11 protein-coding genes, 2 tRNA genes and 1 pseudogene are annotated in these 17,057 nt (G+C 72.0%); 10 read left to right on the forward strand and 4 right to left on the reverse strand.

Features of this window, described 5'->3' with window-relative positions; all coding sequences use genetic code 11:
• Positions 1 to 163: 163 nt before the first annotated feature.
• Entirely contained in the window at positions 164 to 895 is a 732-nt protein-coding gene (locus OHS82_RS21885; protein ID WP_328434327.1) for an LAETG motif-containing sortase-dependent surface protein, read from the forward strand.
• A gap of 28 nt (positions 896 to 923) precedes the next feature.
• Here the strand turns inward: OHS82_RS21885 and OHS82_RS21890 are convergent, their stop codons facing one another.
• Positions 924 to 1,907 carry a bifunctional DNA primase/polymerase gene (locus OHS82_RS21890; RefSeq protein ID WP_057576444.1) on the reverse strand — a complete coding sequence of 328 codons (984 nt, stop codon included), beginning with the start codon at positions 1,905 to 1,907 and terminating at the stop codon, positions 924 to 926.
• Positions 1,908 to 2,071: 164 nt separating this feature from the next.
• On the opposite strand from OHS82_RS21890, the gene OHS82_RS21895 reads away from it, so the two are divergent.
• From OHS82_RS21895 to OHS82_RS21915, 5 genes are all read left to right on the forward strand, one after another.
• Positions 2,072 to 2,977, forward strand: a complete 906-nt coding sequence (locus OHS82_RS21895) for a bifunctional MaoC family dehydratase N-terminal/OB-fold nucleic acid binding domain-containing protein (RefSeq protein ID WP_057576443.1) — start codon at positions 2,072 to 2,074, stop codon at positions 2,975 to 2,977.
• A gap of 5 nt (positions 2,978 to 2,982) precedes the next feature.
• A complete protein-coding gene (locus tag OHS82_RS21900) occupies positions 2,983 to 3,378 on the forward strand; it encodes a MaoC/PaaZ C-terminal domain-containing protein (protein ID WP_057576441.1) in 396 nt (131 codons plus the stop codon).
• Positions 3,375 to 4,544, forward strand: a complete 1,170-nt coding sequence (locus tag OHS82_RS21905; protein WP_057576439.1) for a lipid-transfer protein — start codon at positions 3,375 to 3,377, stop codon at positions 4,542 to 4,544. Before OHS82_RS21900 ends, OHS82_RS21905 begins: the two co-directional genes overlap by 4 nt.
• A gap of 179 nt (positions 4,545 to 4,723) precedes the next feature.
• On the forward strand, positions 4,724 to 5,272 hold the full coding sequence (locus tag OHS82_RS21910; RefSeq protein WP_057576437.1) for a SigE family RNA polymerase sigma factor: 549 nt from the start codon (positions 4,724 to 4,726) through the stop codon (positions 5,270 to 5,272).
• Between the two features lie 118 nt (positions 5,273 to 5,390).
• Entirely contained in the window at positions 5,391 to 7,070 is a 1,680-nt protein-coding gene (locus OHS82_RS21915; RefSeq protein WP_057576435.1) for a long-chain fatty acid--CoA ligase, read from the forward strand.
• A gap of 204 nt (positions 7,071 to 7,274) precedes the next feature.
• On the opposite strand, the gene OHS82_RS21920 is transcribed toward OHS82_RS21915, so the two are convergent.
• Both OHS82_RS21920 and OHS82_RS21925 read right to left on the reverse strand, forming a co-directional pair.
• A complete protein-coding gene (locus OHS82_RS21920) occupies positions 7,275 to 11,876 on the reverse strand; it encodes a PAS domain-containing protein (RefSeq protein ID WP_328434328.1) in 4,602 nt (1,533 codons plus the stop codon).
• Between the two features lie 341 nt (positions 11,877 to 12,217).
• Entirely contained in the window at positions 12,218 to 12,769 is a 552-nt protein-coding gene (locus OHS82_RS21925) for an SSI family serine proteinase inhibitor (RefSeq protein ID WP_057576432.1), read from the reverse strand.
• Positions 12,770 to 12,926: 157 nt separating this feature from the next.
• On the opposite strand from OHS82_RS21925, the gene OHS82_RS21930 reads away from it, so the two are divergent.
• The 3 genes from OHS82_RS21930 to OHS82_RS21940 all read left to right on the forward strand — a co-directional run bounded on the left by OHS82_RS21930 (position 12,927) and on the right by OHS82_RS21940 (position 14,506).
• Positions 12,927 to 13,017 (forward strand) — tRNA-Ser (locus tag OHS82_RS21930).
• A gap of 204 nt (positions 13,018 to 13,221) precedes the next feature.
• A tRNA-Arg gene (locus tag OHS82_RS21935) sits at positions 13,222 to 13,294 on the forward strand.
• Positions 13,295 to 13,633: 339 nt separating this feature from the next.
• Positions 13,634 to 14,506, forward strand: a complete 873-nt coding sequence (locus OHS82_RS21940) for a helix-turn-helix domain-containing protein (RefSeq protein ID WP_057576430.1) — start codon at positions 13,634 to 13,636, stop codon at positions 14,504 to 14,506.
• Between the two features lie 69 nt (positions 14,507 to 14,575).
• On the opposite strand, the pseudogene OHS82_RS21945 reads toward OHS82_RS21940, so the two are convergent.
• Positions 14,576 to 14,896: pseudogene (locus tag OHS82_RS21945) on the reverse strand (SpoIIE family protein phosphatase); the annotation flags it as partial.
• A gap of 640 nt (positions 14,897 to 15,536) precedes the next feature.
• Between OHS82_RS21945 and OHS82_RS21950 the strand changes: the two are divergent.
• On the forward strand, positions 15,537 to 16,952 hold the full coding sequence (locus OHS82_RS21950; protein ID WP_328434329.1) for an ice-binding family protein: 1,416 nt from the start codon (positions 15,537 to 15,539) through the stop codon (positions 16,950 to 16,952).
• Positions 16,953 to 17,057 lie beyond the last annotated feature (105 nt).

Below are 17,057 nucleotides of genomic sequence, written 5' to 3' on the forward strand. Positions count from 1 at the left end.
CCAGTGGGGTCGGGGTGACGAGCCTTCCTCGGCTGATTCTTGACCAGGTGAGCACCTGATCATGACCAGTTGTTCGGTCTGGCTTGACGCGGGGCGATGTTCCTTTGGGAGGGGCTCCGAGGGAGCCGTTTCGTCGCATCGTGATCGATCGTGAAGGACAAGCGTGTCTCGTTCATCCCACGCCGCCATGGCTGCCCGCGGCATAGGCACTCTCGCGGCCGCGGCCGCTCTCGCCATCGGCGGCGCGCACGCGGCGCTCGCGTGCAGCATCGGTGACTTCTCCGCCGTGGCCGTCTGCGACGCGGGCGGCCACGGCGTCATCCGCGTCACCGACAAGGACGCCTCGGGCACGCCGGCCCGCATCGACCTGTACCTCCAGCTGAATCAGCCGATCAACAACCAGCGGCTCATCGAGACCAAGACCCTCGCCCGCCCGACCGCCCGAGGCGCCACCGTCGACTTCGTTCCCGAATCCTGGTACGCCGGGGAGACGTTCCGGATCCATGTGAAGGCGGGCAACCTGGTCGACGACGACGTCCAGCCCCTGGTCGTCGTGCAGGAGGACACCTGTGCGCCGGCCGGTCCATCGGCGTCGTCCTCGGCGTCCGTGTCGGCCTCGGCGTCGCCCTCCGCATCTGCGTCGGCTCCGGACTCGGCGTCGTCCTCGGCGTCCGCCGCGCCGTCCGACGAGGCGTCCTCGGAGTCCTCGGCCTCGGCCGCTCCCGTGACCGCCGTGTCGCCGGCCGGCGGCGGCGTCCGGCTCGCCGAGACCGGTGGGGGCGGTGGGACCACGGTGATCGCCGGTACCGCTGCGGGGCTCGTCGTGGTCGGCGGTGGCATCGTCCTCGCGCTGCGCCGGCGGGCGGCCGTCCAGGGGCAGCGCTCCGGAGGCTGACCGTCGCGGCGCCGGTGCGCGGGCGGGTTCACGGGGCGGGGCGGTGTGCCGTCATCCGGGCGGCCGACGCGATCGTCCCCCGGGCCTCCCGTGCCGTCAGACCGGTGTGGACGGCCGCAGTGACGAGATCCTCGGTCAGTTCGGTGCCGATGCCGTTCTCGTGGGCCCGGCAGGCCGCCCAGAACAGCCGGGTGTTGCGCTGCCCCTCGTGGGCGGCCAGGACGAACTGGATCAGCCCCCGGCCGTGCGCGCCGCCCGCCGGGCTCTGTCTGCCCGGGCGGGCGGCGCGCGGCGGAGGGACCAGCAGACGCAGCAGCGAGGGCGGGCAGGGCGCCGGCGGGAGGTGGGCGCTGCCGGGGTCGGCGGCGTAGACGCCGTGGGCGGTGCGGGAGCCGGGGCCGACCAGGTAGCCGCCGGCGCCGCGGATGTCGATGCCGGGGGCGAGCCGGCCCGCCGAGTTGGGGACGACGACGTCCGGCGGGCCGGTGAGCCAGAGGTGGCGTCCGCCGGACGGGGTGAGGACGACGACCGTCGGCGGGATCGTGAAGAGATGCCGCAGGGCCAGTTCGCGCAGGGCCGACGTGGAGTCCGTGCCCGACTTGGTGTCCAGGTCGACGCCGACGAGATGGTGCGGGGGCAGCCCGCAGGCGATGCCGTACCCGGTGGCCCAGGGGGCGGCGGCGAAGAGTTCGCGGATGCGGGCGGGGTCGGTGGTGGCGTCGTACACGCCGTGACCGGGGCGGCCGCATTCCCCGTGGCAGGGCGGGGCGGCGGGGCCGTCCGCGGGGCCGTCCCGATGCTCGTCGCGGCGTTCGTCGCGGCGTTCGGCATGATGCTCGGCACCGCGTTCGGCGCGATGCTCGGCACGGTGTTCGTCGCGGTGAGGGGAGCGCAGGGCCGGGAGCTTGGTCCTGGACAGGGGGATGACGGCCAGGCCGCGTTCGGCGGCCGACAGGGCGTGGGCGAGGGCCAGCGTGGTGGCCTGCCGGGGGAACCGGTCGGTAGTGGCCATACTTCCATCATCGTACGCATGTTCGAAATAGGGAAGAGGGCGCGGGCGGGACGCCCCGGGCCGGTGACCTTGACAGGGCCCTGGATCTGACGGACAGTCAGAAACCGTTCGGTCACGGGCAGTCCTCTCGCCTCTCCCGTCCCGGTCCTGGAAGGAGTGCGGTCGTGGACGACGACGATCTGCACGCGCGGCTCAAGGCCTACGAGGGCCGCCCTGCCGCGGTCGCCGGCACCGGCCGGGACCCCGTCAACGCGCCCATGATCCGGCACTGGTGCGAGGCGATGGGCGACCGCAACCCCGCGTACACCGGCCCCGGCGCGATCGCCCCGCCCACCATGCTGCAGGCGTGGATCATGGGCGGCCTGAGCGGTCACCAGGGGCGCGCGCAGGCCTACGACGAGCTCCTCACCCTGCTCGACGAAGCGGGCTGCACCGCGGTGGTCGCCACCGACTGCGAGCAGGAGTATCTCCGTCCGCTGCGGCCGGGCGACGAGGTCGCCTTCGACACGGTGATCGAGTCGGTGTCGCCGCGCAAGACCACCAAGCTGGGCGCCGGGCACTTCGTCACGACCCGGACCGACGTGCGGGTGGCCGGGACGCTCGTCGGCACGCACCGCTTCCGCATCCTCAAGTACGCCCCGGCGAAGCGGACTCCGCGACCGCGCGAACGCCGCCCACGCCCCGTCGTGAACCGCGACAACGCCGGTTTCTGGGAGGGCGTCCGCGACCGCCGCTTCCTCATCCAGCGCTGCGCCGGCTGCGACACCCTCCGCTTCCCGTGGCTGCCCGGCTGCAACGCGTGCGGCGCGGCCGAGTGGGACGTCGTCGAGGCCGGCGGCGAGGGGACGGTCTTCTCGTACGTCGTGATGCACCACCCGCCCTTCCCTGCGTTCTCCCCGCCCTACGCGGTGGGGCTGATCGAGCTCGCCGAGGGCGTCCGGGTCGTCAGCGACGTGGTGGACGTCCCGTACGACAAGGTGCGGGTCGGCATGCCCGTGGAGCTCGAGTTCCGCACGTACGACGACGAGTTGACGCTGCCCGTGTTCCGCGCGCGGGAGGGAGCCGTATGAGCCGTATGAAGGCCGGTGACGTGCTGCCGCCGCTGGAGATCGAGGTCACCCGCACCCTGATCGTGGCCGGCGCCCTCGCCTCGCGCGACTACCAGGACGTCCACCACGACCCCGAACTCGCCCGGCAGAAGGGGTCGCCCGACATCTTCATGAACATCCTCACCACCAACGGCCTGGTCGGCCGCTACCTCACGGACCGGTTCGGGCCGACGACCGTGCTGCGCAAGGTGGCCATCCGCCTCGGGGCGCCCAACCACCCGGGCGACACGATGGTGTTGCGGGGCCGGGTCGAGGAGGTCGACGGGGACACCGTCGTGGTGCGGGTCACCGGGGACAACGGCGTCGGCCGTCATGTCACCGGCACGGTCACGCTCACGGTGCCGGCGGCGGGCGCGCGATGAGCGTGCGGGAGCGCGATCGGCTCGGCGGACGCGCCGCCGTCGTCGGGATCGGGGCGACGGAGTTCTCCAAGGACTCGGGGCGCAGCGAACTGCGGCTGGCGGCCGAGGCGGTACGGGCCGCACTGGACGACGCGGGGCTCGTGCCGGCCGACGTGGACGGCATGGTGACGTTCACGATGGACACCAGTCCCGAGATCACCGTGGCGCAGGCCTGCGGGATGGGCGAGCTGTCCTTCTTCTCGCGGGTCCACTACGGCGGCGGGGCGGCCTGCGCGACCGTGCAGCAGGCGGCGCTGGCCGTGGCGGCGGGCGTGGCCGACGTCGTCGTCTGCTACCGCGCCTTCAACGAGCGTTCGGGCCGCCGCTTCGGCTCGGGGGTGCAACACCGGGAGCCGTCGGCGGAGGGGGCGGCGCTCGGCTGGTCGCTGCCGTTCGGGCTGCTCACCCCCGCGTCCTGGGTGGCGATGGCGGCCCAGCGGTACCTGTACGCGTACGGGCTGACCGCACAGGAGGCCTTCGGCCCGGTGGCCGTCACGGCCCGTCGGCACGCGGCGGCCAACCCGGCCGCCTATTTCCACGGCCGGCCGATCACGCTCGCCGACCACGCGGCCTCCCGTTGGATCGCCGAACCCCTGCGGCTGCTGGACTGCTGCCAGGAGACCGACGGCGGTCAGGCCCTGGTCGTCACCTCGGTGGAGCGGGCCCGAGACCTGCCGCACCCGCCCGCCGTGATCGCCGCCGCGGCGCAGGGGGCGGGCCGGGCCCAGGAGCAGATGACCAGCTTCTACCGCGACGACCTGACGGGCCTGCCGGAGATGTCCGTGGTCGCCCGTCAGCTGTGGCGGACCTCGGGGCTGGCGCCGGCCGACGTCGACGTCGGCATCCTGTACGACCACTTCACCCCGTTCGTGCTGATGCAGCTGGAGGAGTTCGGCTTCTGCGCTCCGGGCGAGGCCGCGGCTTTCGTGGCGGAGGACCGGCTGCCGCTGAACACCCACGGCGGCCAGCTCGGCGAGGCCTACCTGCACGGGATGAACGGCATCGCGGAGGCCGTACGGCAGCTGCGGGGCACGTCCGTGAACCAGGTTCCGGGCGCCGCGCGGGCCCTGGTGACGGCGGGAACCGGCGTGCCGACCTCGGGCCTGGTACTGACCTCGGACGGCTGAGAACCCGGTCGGGAGTGCGGGGGCGACCGCCGGGCACCCGGGGTCATCCCTGACGGGTGGCGACGGCTCGTCCACCTGTAGGAGGTGGGGCAGGCGCCACCCCTACAACCTGAGAGGGACGCGTCTTAGGGACCTGCGGCCGATCCGCCCGCCGGGCAGGCGAACCTAGCGTGGGAGCCATGACCACACTCGTCTGCACCAGCGCGTCGAACGGCAGGACGCGGCCCGCACCGTATCCGTCCTTCGCGTCGTACGTCAGAGCACGTCAGCCGGTGCTGCTGCGCACCGCCAGGTCGCTGACGGCGAACCCGAACGACGCGGAGGACCTGCTGCAGACCGCGCTCGCCAAGACGTACGTCGCGTGGGAGCGGATCGAGGACCACCGGGCGCTCGACGGCTATGTGCGCCGCGCCCTGGTGAACACGCGCACGTCGCAGTGGCGCAAGCGCAAGGTCGACGAGTTCATGTGCGACGAGCTGCCGGAGCCGGAGCCGGTCATCGGCGGGGACGACCCGGCCGAACAGCAGGCGCTGCACGACGCGATGTGGCAGGCGATCATGAAGCTGCCCGCGCGGCAGCGCGCGATGGTCGTCCTCAGGTACTACGAGGACCTCAGCGAGGCTCAGACGGCCGAGGTGCTCGGCGTCTCGGTGGGCACCGTGAAGTCGGCCGTGTCGCGGGCGCTCGGCAAGCTGCGCGAGGACCCTGAACTGGGGCTTGTGCGATAGCGGGCCGACGTGGTGTTTTGACCAGGGCTTGAACGTGACCTGATCGATCACCGCCTCCTAGTGACATACCGCGCGGTATGTGAGCAGAATCAGCACAACCGTTACCACCGCGTAGGCAATGTCGCCGCCCTGGGAGGACGCCGTGCTGAGCACCATGCAGGACGTACCGCTGCTGATCTCGAGGATCCTGACGCACGGGGCCACGATCCACGGCTCGTCACAGGTGACCACCTGGACGGGCGAGGGCGAGCCGCACCGCCGCTCCTTCGCCGAGATCGGCGACCGCGCCGCGCAGCTGGCGCACGCCCTGCGCGACGACCTCGGGGTGTCCGGCGACGACCGGGTCGCCACGCTCATGTGGAACAACGCCGAGCACGTCGAGGCCTACTTCGCGATCCCCGCGATGGGCGCCGTGCTGCACACCCTCAACCTGCGCCTGCCCCCCGAGCAGCTGGTGTGGATCGTCAACCACGCCGCCGACCGGGTGGTCATAGCCAACGGGTCGCTGCTGCCGCTGCTCGCCCCGCTGCTCCCGCACCTCAGGACGGTCGAGCACGTCGTCGTCTCCGGACCCGGCGACCGCTCCCTCCTCGACGGCTCCCACGCGCGCGTGCACGAGTACGAGGACCTCGTCGCGGACAAGTCCACCGTCTACGACTGGCCCGAGCTGGACGAACGCCAGGCCGCCTCCATGTGCTACACCTCGGGCACCACGGGCGACCCCAAGGGCGTCGTCTACAGCCACCGTTCGATCTACCTGCACTCGATGCAGGTCAACATGGCCCAGTCGATGGGCCTGACCGACCAGGACACCTCGCTCGTCGTCGTCCCGCAGTTCCACGTCAACGCCTGGGGCCTGCCGCACGCCACCTTCATGACCGGCGTGAACATGCTGATGCCGGACCGCTTCCTGCAGCCCGCGCCGCTCGCCGAGATGATCGAGAGCGAGAAGCCGACGCACGCGGCCGCCGTCCCCACCATCTGGCAGGGCCTGCTGGCCGAGCTCACCGCCAAGCCGCGGGACGTCTCCAGCCTCACCCAGGTCACCATCGGCGGCTCGGCCTGCCCGCCGTCCCTCATGACCGCCTTCGACGGGCTGGGCATGCGGGTCTGTCACGCCTGGGGCATGACGGAGACCTCCCCGCTCGGCACCATCGCCCGTCCGCCGGCCCACGCGGTCGGCACCGACGAGGAGTTCGGCTACCGCCTCACCCAGGGCCGCTTCCCGGCCGGCGTCGAGGCCCGGCTCACCGGCCCCGGCGGCGAACGCCTGCCCTGGGACGGCGAGTCCGCGGGCGAGCTGGAGGTGCGCGGCGCCTGGATCGCGGGCGCCTACTACAACGGCCCCGACGCCGAACCCCTGCGCCCCGCCGACAAGTTCAGCGAGGACGGCTGGCTCAAGACGGGTGACGTCGGCACCATCTCCCCCGACGGCTTCCTCACCCTCACCGACCGTGCGAAGGACGTCATCAAGTCCGGCGGCGAGTGGATCTCGTCGGTGGACCTGGAGAACGCGCTGATGTCCCACCCGGATGTCACCGAGGCCGCCGTCGTGGCCGTCCCGGACGACAAGTGGGGCGAGCGCCCGCTGGCCACCGTCGTCCTCAGGGAGGGCTCCACCGCCGACTTCACGTCCCTGCGCGCCTTCCTCGCCGCCGAGGGAGGCATCGCCAGGTGGCAGCTCCCCGAGCGCTGGACGATCATCGAGGCCGTCCCGAAGACGAGCGTCGGCAAGTTCGACAAGAAGGTGCTCCGCAGGCAGTACGCCGAGGGCGACCTGGACGTCACGCGCCTCTGACCAGGGGATACGCGTCCTCTGTGGACGGCTGGACGGCTGAAGCCCTGATCCCTGATCCCTGACCCTCAACCCCAGACCCGCTGATCCGCCCGTCCGGCGGCTCGGCGGGTCAAAGGCGTGTTCACCCGCGGACGGCCGACGTCGTCCAAGCCCGGCGCCGGCCACACCCCGCGGCGTCGACGAGAGAGGCCGGACCGGTCCTGGCTAGTTCGTGCCGATCCGGGCCAGCAGGTCCACGATCCTGGTCTGCACCTCCGGGCTGGTCGACCGCTCGGCGAGGAAGAGGACCGTCTCCCCCGACGCGAGCCGCGGCAGGTCCGCCTGGTCGACAGCCGCTGTGTAGACGACGAGCGGGGTGCGGTTGAGCTGACCGTTCGCCCGCAGCCAGTCCAGGATCCCGGCCTGCCGACGATGCACCTGCATCAGGTCCATCACCACCAGGTTCGGCCGCAGCTGTCCGGCGAGCGCGACGGCGTCCGCGTCGCTCGCCGCGCGCGCCACCTGCATTCCGCGCCGCTCCAGCGTCGAGGTCAGCGCGAGGGCGATCTCGGCGTGCTCCTCGATGAGCAGCACCCGCGGCGGATGCTGCTCGCTGTCGCGCGGCGCGAGCGCCTTCAGCAGGACGGCGGGGTCGGCGCCGTACGCCGCCTCGCGCGTCGCCTGCCCGAGCCCGGCCGTGACCAGCACCGGCACCTCGGCGGCGACGGCGGCGGTCCGCAGCGACTGCAGCGCGGTGCGGGTGATCGGCCCGGTCAGCGGGTCCACGAACAGCGCCGCGGGGAACGCGGCGATCTGCGCGTCGACCTCCTCGCGCGAGTGCACGATGACCGGACGGTAGCCGCGGTCGCTGAGCTCCTGCTGTGTGCTGACGTCGGGAGCCGGCCACACCAGCAGCCGACGCGGGTTGTCCAGCGGTTCCGGCGGCAACTCGTCGTCCAGCGGCTGCGGTCGCGGCGGATCCGCCACCTCGACGGCCCCGCCGGGCCCGTCCAGCGGTTCGGGTCCCTCGGCGGCGTTCTCGTCCGGGGCTCCTATGGCGTACGACCGTCCGGCCCCCTCCGTGCCCGTGCCACCGGCCACGAGCCGTGACTGACCCGCGAGTGACGGCTGCGGCTGCTGGGACGGCTGGGGCTGCTGGGACGGCTGCGCCGGCGGGACGGGAGCGGGCGCCGGCGAGGGCACGGGCGCCGCGACGGCATGCGGAGCCGGAGCCCCCATGGCCTGCGGCAGACCGGGCTGCGGAACGGCGCTCTGCGGAACGCCGGGCTGCGGGACGGCACCCTGCTCGGCCGACGGGTGCGGCCGGGCCGTCTGCTCCGGACGGGTCGCCGGGTCGGGCGGAGTCCCCAGCTTGCGGCGCCGACCGGACCCGCCCGGAGTGTGCGGGGCGGGGGTGGCGGTCGGCTGGGGGGACGGCAGGCCGGGCTGGAGGCGCTGCGCCGGCTGGGCCTGGTGGGCGTGCTGGACCTGCTGCACCTGGGCGGCCTGCCGGGTGAAGGGCACACCTTGCCCCAGCGTCCGCACGCTGATGGCCCGGCCCTGTGTCGAGTTGGGGTCGATGGGCGCGGCGGCGGCAGCCGCGGCGGCCTCGGCGGGCAACGGCTGCGCCGCCCGTGGCTGTCCGACGACGGCTTCGGGCGGAAGCGGGGTGCCGGTGCCGGGGGTCGACATGACCGGCACGGCCGGGGACGCCGTGGCAGGCGCTTCGGCGGGCAGCGGCAACCCCTGCCCGGGCGCCGGCTGCGCGACGGGAGCGGCCTGCACACCCTGCGCCTGGGCCTGCGCTTGGGCCTGCGGTGGGATCTGGAGCTGGGCCGGGACGGCTTCCGCGGGCTGGCCGACGGCCCGTCGCCGGCGGCCGGTGGGCGCGCTGGTCGGGTGCGGCTGGGGCGGGGTGTGGTCGTCGGCCTGGTCGTGCGGTACGGCGTCGTGACGTCCGTGGTCGGCGCCGGAGTCCCCGAAGGGACCGGAACCCGGCGCGGGCGCCTGGGCCTGCGCCGGAACCGGGGCCTGCGCGACCGGCGGCGCCTGCCCGGGCGCCTGGACCATGCCCGGAGCCTGCATCACGCCCGGCACCGGTACCGGGACGGGCCCAGCCGGCTGGGTCTGTGCCTGGACCGGGATCTGGGCCTGCCCTTGTCCCTGGGCCTGCCCTTGTCCCTGGGCCTGCACCTGCCCCTGAGCCGGTCCGATCGCGTGCGGCGGCATGCCGGAACCGTCGGCGAGGCCGGTGCCGGAAACACCGGAAACGGGACCACCGGAAACGGGACCAGCGACCGGACCGGTAACGGGAGCAGCAACGGAGCCGGAGCCGGAGCCGGAAGCGGGGTCCATGCCGGAAACAGGGCCGGAAACCGTGCCGGGAACGTTCTCGGCAACGTCCGTCGTCCGGTCCGCCTCCGCGGGCGGCAGGGCGAAGACCGTGCGGGGCCCCGCCTCCTGCGCGGCGGCACGCTCGTTCGCGGCGGCCAGGGCACGCCGACGGCGCCCGGTCGGCTGTCCGCCCTCCCCCTCGGCGTCGCCCTGTGAGCCCGTACCCGTACCCGTCGTGTCCGCGCCGGTCGTCTGTGCGCCGGTGGCCCCGGGGGCCGCCTCGGCCGGCGGACCCGCGAGGGCCGGCAGCGCGGGCGGCAGGGCGTTCTGCGGCTGCTGACCGTCTGGCGCGTGCAGGGCCCGTCGTCCGTCCGGAGCCGGTACGCCCTGCGGCGGAACGGTGCCGCCGAGTCCCGTCCCCGAAGCCGCCGTCCCCGACGCGTGCTCCGCGGCCATGACGACGGCGCCCTCGCTCACGCCGGAGTCGGCCCCCGCCACGGCGAGCTCGGCGGAACGCCCGCGCCGCCGTCCGGTGCCGCCGGAGCCCTCCGGCCCCTCGGCCTCGGTCACCGCCGGCGGCAACTCGCCCGGCGTCTCCAGGGCCGGCGCGCCGCGCCTGCGCCGTCGTCCGGTCGGAACCGACGCGTCGGAGTCGGCCGCGCCCTCCGGCTCGGGGACGTCGCTCTCCAGGAAGGCGTCCACGGAGGACCGCCGGGCACGCCGCCGACCACCGGCAGCCTGCTCCTCCCGGCCGTCGTGCTGCACGGCGCCGTCGCCCACCGGCAGGGCGGGCAGCGCGGCGGCCGGTGGAGCCGCGACGGCCCCCGCCCCACCGCCCAACGGCACCTCGAGCACGTACGCGCTGCCGCTCATGCCCGGCACCTCGTGCGTCTGCAGCACGCCACCGTGGGCCCGGACGATCCCCCGCACGATCGGCTCGTGCACGGGGTCGCCGCCGGCGTACGGTCCGCGCACCTCGATGCGCACGACCTCGCCGCGCTGCGCGGCCGCCACCACGACCGTGTTGTCCATGTAACCGCCCGCCGAGACGGGCGCGTTGCCGGTGGCGTCGACGCCGGCGACGTCCGCGACGAGATGCGCGAGCGCGGTCGCGAGGAGCCGGACGTCGACCTCGGCCTCGATGGGCGGTGCGTGCACGGCGAACTGGACCCGGCCGGGCCCGATGAGCTCCACCGCGCCCTCGACGCCCGCGGCGACGACCGCGTCGAGCATCACCTTCGTCCGGACGACGGTCTCCGCCCCGGTGTCGAGCCGCTGGTATCCGAGCACGTTGTCGATCAGCGTGGTGATCCGCGAATAGCCGGCGGACAGGTGGTGCAGCACCTGGTTGGCCTCCGGCCAGAGCTGTCCGGCGTCGTCCGCGGCGAGCGCGGCCAGCTCCCGGCGCAGCTCGTCCAGCGGTCCGCGCAGGGAACCCCCGAGCAAGGTGAGCAGCTGCTCGTGCCGCCCGGCGAGCGCTTCGTACCGGTCCTTCTCCCGCTCGCCGAGCGCGGCGTAGCGCTCCTCGCCGGCCGCGATCTCCTCCTCGTGCACCTCGCGCAGCTCCTCGAGCTCGGCGACGTGCTGCTGGCGCAGTGCGGTGAGGTCGGAGGCGTGCTCCTCGGAGAGTTTCTCCAGCTCCTTCGCGTGCCGCTGCTCGACGGACTCCTTCTCCTCCGCCAGGGCGTCGTAGGGCCGACGGTCGGTGAAGGTCATGACGGCGCCGACGAGTTGGTCGCCGTCGCGTACGGGCGCGGTCGTCAGGTCGACCGAGACCCGGTCACCGCCCTTGGACCACAGCACCTGGCCGCGCACCCGGTGCTTTCGCCCGGAGCGCAGCGTGTCGGCGAGCGGCGACTCGTCGTACGGGAACGGCGAGCCGTCTGCGCGCGAGTGCAGCACGAGGGTGTGCAGCTCCTTGCCGCCGAGATCGCTCGCCCGGTAACCCAGTATCTGGGCGGCGGCCGGGTTGACGAGCACGATCCGCCCGTCGGTGTCGGTGCCGACGACGCCCTCGGCCGCGGCCCTCAGGATCATCTCGGTCTGCCGCTGCGAGCGCGCCAGCTCGGCCTCGGTGTCGACGGTGCCGGAGAGGTCGCGCACGACGAGCATCAGCAGCTCGTCGGAGGCGGAGGAGTATCCGTAGCCGTCGTAGGCCTGCTGGCCGTTCTCCAGGTTGGCGCTGGTGACCTCGACCGGGAACTCGGTGCCGTCGGTGCGGCGGGCCATCATCCGGGTCGGCTTGGTCCGGCCGCGCGGGTCCATGTGGTCGGGGCGCCGCATGGACCCCGGGATGAGCTTGGAGTCGAACTGCGGCAGCAGATCGAGCAGCCCCCGCCCCACCAGAGCCGTACCCGGCGTCTCGAAGGCCTCGAGCGCGATGGTGTTCGCGTTGACGACCGTCCCGTTGGCGTTGACCAGCACCAACGCGTCGGGAAGCGCGTCGAGTATGGCTGCGAGGCGAGCAGCGCCTCGGGATGGCCTGCTGCTCACGAGTCGCTTCCTCCCTGTTACCGCACTCTGCCGACCGCTCGGGCCATATTGCCAACCGGTCCGCAGCGTGTCACGCGAGGGAGTCTAAGGGCTGGGGTCCCGCCGATGACGCCGGATGAGAGCGAGCTCGCACGACGAAGTGCCCCAGAACGTATGTCCTGGCCCGCCCTGACCGGTCCCCGCGCACGTCGGCACGCTGCGAGTCCCGCTCCCGGCGCCGCCTCGACTTCGCGGGACCTCCGCGCGACCTTTACGGAACTGGTGCTTCCGCCATGCCCGCCATGACCGCCATGACCGCCGTTCCCGCCGTGCCGGCCTTGACGGGCGGCTGCCGCCTCCGGTCAGCCGGCGGGGGCCGCCGACGCCGGACGCGGGTCGGGGAGGAGCGGCACGAACCGGTCCCACCGCTCGATCTGGCAGCCGTTGCTGCGGTCGAACGTCGCGTCGACGGGACGTCCGGCCCAGCGGCCGGTGACATGGGCGGTGGCCGGGCCGCCGTAGCGCATCGTGCAGAGCTCGCCCCCGGGGACGGGCGCGAAGGCGTCCCGGCCCCACCGGGTGTTGCGGTCCACGGTCCCGCAGGCGCCGACCGGGTCCGGGTGGCTGCCGCGGTCGGGGTGGCAGTACACCTCGAACGTCCCGTCTGTCCGTCCGCCGGCGTGCCGGACGGTGACCATGAGGTGATCGCCGCTCATCCGGTCCTCCTCCCGGACCGGCGGCGGTGCGAGCGGGGCACGTCCGCCGGCCGTGGCGGGGACGCCCGCCGTCGTGCCGGCGCTCCCGGGACGCGCGGCGTACGCGCTGACGGGGCCTGCGGCCGACGAGGCGATCACGGCGGCGCAGACGGCAAGGGCGGTGACGACGAGGCGTCGAAGCGGGGTGACCTGGAACATGCCGGGACTAACGCCACGCCGTCGGTGACGTTGCGGCCGGGGAAGTGCTTTGCCCTGCGGCCCGACTGCCTAGTACCGTGGACGTCGATTGGTGACGCGGTGCTCGACTGTGTCATCATCTGCACGCACCACTCGCACGCACGCGAGCGGTTGTGCTGGAGGCGTCGCCTAGTCCGGTCTATGGCGCCGCACTGCTAATGCGGTTTGGGACTTACATCCCATCGAGGGTTCAAATCCCTCCGCCTCCGCTCGATCACCGAAGCCCCGGTCCACGCGACCGGGGCTTCGTCGTTCCCGACCTCGTTCACAGGGCCCGTTCAGGCCGTTTCCGCAGGTCGCAAGGGGTACGACTAACGGATTTCACATGTCGGCGGCAGTCATGTAATGTTCTTCCTGTCGCCGCGAGCGGGCCGGAAGGGCCGGGAAGCGAAGACAGAAAAACCGAATAACAAGCACTCGTAGCTTAACGGATAGAGCATCTGACTACGGATCAGAAGGTTGCAGGTTCGAATCCTGCCGAGTGCACAGCTGACCAGAGGCCCCAAGGATCATTCCTTGAGGCCTCTGGCTTTTGCCTTGACGGCAGTGTTTGACGGCAACCGGCTGCGGGGCGGATCAGACCCCTCGGTTCGGTCGTCCTGACATGCCGCTCCGGCTCTCGCAGCCCGGCTCTCGGGTTCCTTCTCCCCGACAGGGGGGACGCCGGTTGCTTGCCCGCGGGAGGTCTTTCACCATGGCAATTGCCAACGTAAGAGTCCGTTTCGGCCGCTGACGATCACAGCGGCATTGCGCATCATCGGCAGCCCTCGTGCCATGACAACCTGCCTGCCGACACACCCATTTGGAGCCGGAGGTACACCGCGCGTGGCGGCGAAGACCAATCCCACTGTCAGGAGACGCCGTCTCGGCGCCGAGCTGCGTCGGCTCCGCGTGCTCAGTGGGTTGAAGAGCACAGAAGTGGCTGAGCGGCTCATGGTCTCTCAGCCCAAGATCAGTCATCTGGAGAACGGCAACCGCGCCATCAGCCCCCGTGATGTGCGCGACCTGTGCGTGATCTACGAAGTGACGGACCAGCAAGTCATCGACTCCCTGATGGAGATGGCCAGGGAATCCGGTGAGCGGGGCTGGTGGCACTCCTACGGCGAGCTCTCCGGCAGCGTCTACATCGGCCTGGAGACCGACGCCGCTTCCCTGCACATCCACGCGCCCATGATGGTGCCCGATCTGCTGCAGACCCCTGGCTACGCCCAGGCTGTCATCGGGGAAACCATCCCTCGGCTCACTGCCGAACAGGCCGCCACGCAGCTCAAGGTCCGGCTGCGCCGACAGCACCGGATCTACGACCTGGCCTGCCCGCTGCGCCTGTGGGTCATCATCGACGAATCGGCTCTGCGCCGCGTCGTCGGCGGCCCGGACGTCATGCGTGAACAACTGGAGCACCTGAAGGCACTCAGCGCGGAGCCGCACATCACGGTGCAGGTCCTTCCCTACACGGCCGGCGCTCATCCGGGTCTGTCAGGACAGTTCACCATCCTGCGGTTCGCCGACAGTCCCGAGGCGGGGGTGGTGCACGTGGAACGGTTCGCCAGCGATCTCTGCCTGGAGAAGCCGTCCGACGTGCGGCACTACAACGTGATGTACGACCACCTCCAGGCGCAGGCCCTCACCCCGGACAGCAGCCGCGACTTCATCACCGACACCGCCAGGACGTACGTCGACGCGCCGATCCCGTCCTGAGCGACCTCGGGTACGGACCACGGGTCAGCGGCAGGCTTCGGCGAGGGAGCCGGTGCGTCGTCGGCGGGCTCAATCGAGGGTGGCGAGGTGATCGGCGTCGCCGCCTCGCCCACTCGATGAGGAAGATCGTCGCGTCGTCGGTCGTGGTGCCGCCGCGTTCCTGTTTCACCGGTCCCCGGGTTGCAGCATCCGCTCGCTGACCACCGGCTCCTCACCGCCGAAGCCGACCGGCAACGTGGTCGGGCTCTCCAGCCGGTCCACCGCCACGCGGTCACGGATCAGGAGCGGAGCCGGGTGGCCGGCGTTGGCCCACTGCAGCCGGCCTGTCGTGATGTCCAGGATCATCATCTGAGCGGGGACGAAGCGGTCGGGGCCGAACTGCTCATCGATGACCCTGCCCCGAACTTGTCGCCGGCCACGTCGTAGGAGGGCTCGAGATGTCCAGGATCATCATCTGAGCGGGGACGAAGCGGTCGGGGCCGAACTGCTCATCGATGACCCTGCCCCGAACTTGTCGCCGGCCACGTCGTAGGGGGGCTCGAGGATCCCGGCCACGCGGGTTCCGCCGGCCACCGTGCCGACGGGACAGCTGCGCCGCTCGGACCACGCGAAGCAGCGACGGAGAACCTCGGCGACCTGGCGGGCGGCCCCGGGGACGGGGCGACGAGACGCAGGTCGACATTCCCGGCAGGGCGTGCAGCCCGGCGAGGGTCTCGGGGCCGGGAGGCGTTTCTGCGGCGGCTGACCGGCGCCGTCCGGCGGCCCGGCTGACCGACACCGTTCAGTGCGGCGCCCGGCGAGGGTCATTGCGTTGCCGACGGCGCCACGTATTCAGGGGTATTGCGCATAGTCGGAAGTGTTAATCAGAGTATTAATGCAGCACTGTCCGCTGTTTGAATGAGAGAGAACTTCCCCTGTTTCGTTGATGCCGGGGCAAGGATATTTCTGCGTAATATGCGGCAGCAGTGAAAAGGCTTCCGGGTGATCGGTAGGGCCCGGTACGCCACGGCCCCCACAGAAAATGGCTTTGATGAAGCTGAAGATCCCTAAACCAGCTGACCGCCGCACTCTGTCCGGCTTGCTGGCCTCCGCCCTCGCGGCGACGGTTTCCGCTGCGATGGTCTTCCTGACACCGACGGCCGCGTCGGCGATCGCATTGCCCGTACCGCTGGGCACCGCCGCCACTTACTCCGTTCTGGCGGGTCAGGGAGTCACCAACACCGGCAACTCGGTGCTCGCCCACGACCTCGGGACGCACCCGAACCCGGCCATCACCGGATTTCCCCCCGGCCAGGTGGGAGGCGCCATCCACCCTGCGGACGCCGCGGCCCTCCAGGCCAAGGCGGACCTGCTCGTGGCGTACAACAACGCCGCCGGCCAGGCCGTGGACTTCGCGCTGCCGGCGGGAATCGGCGGAGGTCCGGCGCTTCTGCCCGGCGTCTACCACGCCACAGCCGGTGTCGGCATCACCGGCGACCTGGTCCTGGACGGTCAGGGCAGCTCCGACGCGGTCTGGGTGTTCCAGATTCCTGAGTCCCTGACGACGGCAACCTCCAGCCGGATTCTCCTCACCAACGGCGCTTCGGCGTGCAACGTGTTCTGGCAGATCGGCGAAGACGCGTCGCTCGGCGTCACCACCGCCTTCGTGGGCACGCTCATGGCCGAGAACTCGATCACCGTGAACCAGGGAACGAACGTCGAGGGCCGGTTGCTGGCCCAAGTGGGTTCTGTGACCCTCAACAACAACAGGATCTTCCTCGGCGGGTGCGCGGCCTCCACCACTGGTGGAACGACGACGGGAACGACCACCGGCACCACCACCGGCACGACCACCAGTGGAGGACTCCTCGGCGGCGGCCTCGTCAGCGGTGGCCTCGTCACCGGTGGCGTCCTGGGCGGGCCCATCGTCGGGACCGGCGGCACCTCGGGAAACACCGCCGGTAACTCGTCCGGAAACACCGCGGGCAACACCGCCGGGAACAACGCGGGCAACACCGCCGGGAACAACGCGGGCAACACCGCCGGGAACACCACCGGCGGGAACACCGCAGGCAACAGCGCCGGAAACACCACCGGTGGCAACGGCCCCGGCGGGAACGGCCATGGGCCAGGCGGACAGGGCGGACCGGGCCACGGTGGCAACGGAAAGCATGATCACGGCGGCAAGCTCGACCTCGGGCAGTACATCCACCCCGGTAAGCCCGACCACGGCAAGTACGACCACGGCCGGGAAGACCACGGCAAGTACGACCACGGCCGGGAAGACCACGGCAAGTACGACCACGGTCAGGAAGACCACGGCAAGTACGACCACGGTCAGGAAGACCACGGCAAGTACGACCACGGCCAGGACGACCACGGCAAGCAGTCCGGCGAGAACTTCGGCTACGAAGACGTGCCCGAGAGCCACGGGGGCGACGACCACTCCCAGGGTTACGAGGGCTAGGCAGCGCACTGCGGTCGGTCCGCTCACCGGATGACGGCGCGCGGCGGAATTCTCATCGAATCCGCCGCGCGCCGTCGGGGCCCTGACGCGGAGAGCAGGTGCGCA

Origin of the sequence: Streptomyces sp. NBC_00425 (assembly GCF_036030735.1) — a bacterium.
Lineage (GTDB): Bacteria > Actinomycetota > Actinomycetes > Streptomycetales > Streptomycetaceae > Streptomyces.

Coding starts and splice junctions, on each gene's coding strand:
- OHS82_RS21910 (WP_057576437.1), top strand. CDS start 4,724: ATGACCACACTCGTCTGCACCAGCGCGTCGAACGGCAGGACGCGGCCC.
- OHS82_RS21890 (WP_057576444.1), bottom strand. CDS start 1,907: ATGGCCACTACCGACCGGTTCCCCCGGCAGGCCACCACGCTGGCCCTC.
- OHS82_RS21950 (WP_328434329.1), top strand. CDS start 15,537: ATGAAGCTGAAGATCCCTAAACCAGCTGACCGCCGCACTCTGTCCGGC.
- OHS82_RS21915 (WP_057576435.1), top strand. CDS start 5,391: ATGTCGCCGCCCTGGGAGGACGCCGTGCTGAGCACCATGCAGGACGTA.
- OHS82_RS21900 (WP_057576441.1), top strand. CDS start 2,983: ATGAAGGCCGGTGACGTGCTGCCGCCGCTGGAGATCGAGGTCACCCGC.
- OHS82_RS21905 (WP_057576439.1), top strand. CDS start 3,375: ATGAGCGTGCGGGAGCGCGATCGGCTCGGCGGACGCGCCGCCGTCGTC.
- OHS82_RS21925 (WP_057576432.1), bottom strand. CDS start 12,769: ATGTTCCAGGTCACCCCGCTTCGACGCCTCGTCGTCACCGCCCTTGCC.